Origin of the sequence: Mycobacterium arosiense ATCC BAA-1401 = DSM 45069, from assembly GCF_002086125.1 — a bacterium.
Lineage (GTDB): Bacteria > Actinomycetota > Actinomycetes > Mycobacteriales > Mycobacteriaceae > Mycobacterium > Mycobacterium arosiense.
This window is the reverse complement of record NZ_MVHG01000173.1, coordinates 1-2,835: the sequence shown is the minus strand read 5'-3', so window position 1 is coordinate 2,835 and position 2,835 is coordinate 1. Positions and strand designations below refer to the sequence as shown.

Annotated in this window: 4 protein-coding genes; all 4 read right to left on the bottom strand. The window is 58.7% G+C overall.

Features of this window, described 5'->3' with window-relative positions:
• Positions 1-98 (bottom strand): S-adenosylmethionine synthetase N-terminal domain-containing protein (locus BST14_RS27800; RefSeq protein WP_142279661.1); only part of this gene is annotated, 98 nt, incomplete at its 3' end.
• Between the two features lie 377 nt (positions 99-475).
• The gene (locus BST14_RS27795) at positions 476-1,159 is read right to left on the bottom strand and encodes a class I SAM-dependent methyltransferase (RefSeq protein WP_083067459.1); all 684 of its coding nucleotides are present in this window, start codon (positions 1,157-1,159) and stop codon (positions 476-478) included.
• A gap of 587 nt (positions 1,160-1,746) precedes the next feature.
• A complete protein-coding gene (locus BST14_RS27790; protein ID WP_083067458.1) occupies positions 1,747-2,640 on the bottom strand; it encodes a mycobacterial-type methylenetetrahydrofolate reductase in 894 nt (297 codons plus the stop codon).
• A gap of 96 nt (positions 2,641-2,736) precedes the next feature.
• A partial coding sequence (locus tag BST14_RS27785; RefSeq protein WP_142279650.1) for an adenosylhomocysteinase occupies positions 2,737-2,835 on the bottom strand: 99 nt, incomplete at its 5' end.

Genomic DNA, 2,835 nt, shown 5'->3' with positions numbered 1-2,835 from the left:
AGGGCATCAAGAACGGAGTCGCTGATCGCATCACAGATCTTGTCGGGATGCCCCTCAGTCACCGACTCACTGGTAAATAGGCGACCCTTTACGCTCACAATGCCAATCCTTCCTCGTTAGCCCGCAAGAGCCGCAGGCCACCTCAAGGTCGCCATAACCAACGATCAGGGTGGCGACCGGCAATCGCAAAACTGTTGTTTTCGCGGCAGTTTGGCCCAAACTCGTGGCCACGGCGATGAGAAGTAGCGCTCACGCCCCAACCCCTTCGCCCACCTGGACTTGGCACCGAAGTCAGCCGCAGTTTCGTTGTGGCGTCACGGTTTCAGCGTTGAATACGACCCGCGATTTGTTACGTTCCATGCGGTGGAGCGTCTGCCACGGTTACCGCTTTTGGGCGATGCGCGATGCGCATGTTGCCCCGTAAGCGGGTCGCGGCCATAGTTGCCAAATGCGTTGGCAACTATGGCCGCGTCGGTCAGGGTCGGTGCGCACTCACCAGCCACGACGGTAGCTGGGCACGGCCATCCTGTCCGATAGTGACGTTGCGGTACTCGAACCCGTCGGGCAACACCGTTGGGACGTTGATCCACGCGCGGGCTGGTTGAATGTCATCCACAGCGAGGTGCTCGCCGACGATGGAATGCAATTGGGACTCAGTGAACGGGCGCGGACCGAAATCAGCGTCGGGCGGGAACGCCTCCGTAGCGAAGACGAGGGCGAAGAATTTGCCGCCTGGCTTCAGCGCGCGTGCGCTGGATTCGATATAGCCGTGCCGGAGGCTTTCAGGCAGGCAATGGAACACCAAGCCGTCAATGATGGTCTTGAAGTACTCCTTATAGCCGGTCGATTGACTCAGGTCGGCCACGTCGAACTTCGCCGCCAGGCCCCGTTGAGCCGCTGCTTGTCTCGCCTTTTCGATCGCGGCGTTAGACCGATCCAACCCAACAACCTCGTATCCTTTTGCGGCCAATGCCAATGAAGTGACCCCCACGCCGCATCCGGAATCCAATACAGGCCCCTCGAACAACCCTTTACTTTCGAGAGCGGCCAATGCGGGTTGCAAGTCGCCAATGTTCCATCCGGGGTTTCCCGGAGCGTATGACGCCTTGCCGTCATACAGTTCATCCCAGTCAACAGTATTTACATTAAACGTAGGCATGGCATCGAAGCTTACGTAATTAGTGTCGCCCCGCGCAACGCCGTGAGCATTCTTTAATGTGTGTGTCACACAATTATTAACCGTTATCCTACATTTCTAGCAGACCGCTCAAAATGAGCTGAAATTATTCGTAAAGGTTATGCACTTCGGCGGTCAGGAAGCCCGTTTTCTGCGAATTCGATTTGGGGAGCCTGGGTATCCCCCGAGAGTCGGTCCTAAGTAGGCATAGGTCCTAAGTAGGCATAGAACGCCGATAGGGTGGATGACGCGTATCGATGTCGGCGATCAACGCCCGACGGTCACGCCGATGACTGGATCTTCTGTCCAAACCGATAACCGGCCGAGACGTTGACATTGGTAAAATTCTCGCAGCCAGAACACCTTCACAGCGTGTCATCGGCCAGTGCTAGATTGTTACTCAGACATGCCTTGGACGAGCTCCAACTTTCTGGGCCTCACTACCACCCAGCAGCGGCGGCGATACATTTGTCGGCAAACCACGAAAGCGTTAATACTTCGCCGTGCCACCGATGAAAGAGCGAGCACGCATCATGGCTCACACCGACTAAAAGGGAGCCGGCGCAACTTTACCGTCGGCCGCCGGGTGACCAGTAGGAGAGCATCTCGGCGAACGTCTGGAACGCCGGACCCGACACTCCATAGGCGGCCTCCAGATGAATGCTCAACGGAAAGCCAAGCTCGACCACGCCGTCGATCACACGTTTGTACAAATCCACCATGAGACGGCGCTTTGCTATCGGTTCGCTGCCGGCCAACTTCCTGACGAAAGCCTGCTCGCTGGCGACGACGGCGTTCCCGGGATCCTGGATCAGCCAATTGATCAGTCCGACACGGGTTTCCAGCTTGGGCACGAAACCAAACGACAGCAGCACTTCGGGCCGATGATCGCTGGTTCGGGCGAAGTCAGCCAGAAACCCAACGATCGCATCCGAATACAGCAACTGTGTCATGCCGTATGTGGCGCCCCGTTCGCACTTGAATGCGAACCGCTCCTGCTCGCCGTCGCGTGTCGGGATAAGGATGACGCCACGGTTGCGCATCATGTCCTTGTACATCGACAGTGCGTCGGTGGGCGCGACGCCGGGGCCCTCACCGTCATTCATGGTGCGCGGGACACCGACGAATACCACACCCTTCATGCCGGCATCGGATAGGTCGTGGAGGCGGTTGCCCAGGGACGACTCATCCAGAAAGGCTGTGACCTGGGTGCACAGCCCGTCGACGGGCAGCTCCCGTTTGATGATCGACCAAAAGTCGAGCACATCCAGCTTCTGTCGCATCGGGACCGGCCGATCGTCGTCCTCGGCGATCATGCCTGGGATCATTACGTGCCGGATCAAACCGTCGAGCCCGGAATCACTGGAATACTTCGCCACCTTGCGGGCTTCCTCGTACGCCTGCTCACAACCGCCGTTCACATTCGGCGGCACCAACTCAAGCGCGACGGTGTTGAGGGTCACGCAGCCTCCTGTTCGTCCTCAGGATCTGGCCATAGGCGCGTTGCCGGGGCTTGTTCCCCGAACGGTGCGACGCCCGGCGGGGTCTCAGTAGCGGTCTCAGTAGCGGTAGTGGTCGGCTTTGTAGGGGCCGTCGACGTCGACGCCGATGTATTCCGCCTGTTCCTTGGTCAGCTTGGTCAGTCGGCCGCCGAGCGC

Excerpts from the sequence above, each read along its gene's own strand:
- BST14_RS27795 (WP_083067459.1), bottom strand. The coding sequence starts at position 1,159 with ATGCCTACGTTTAATGTAAATACTGTTGACTGGGATGAACTGTATGAC.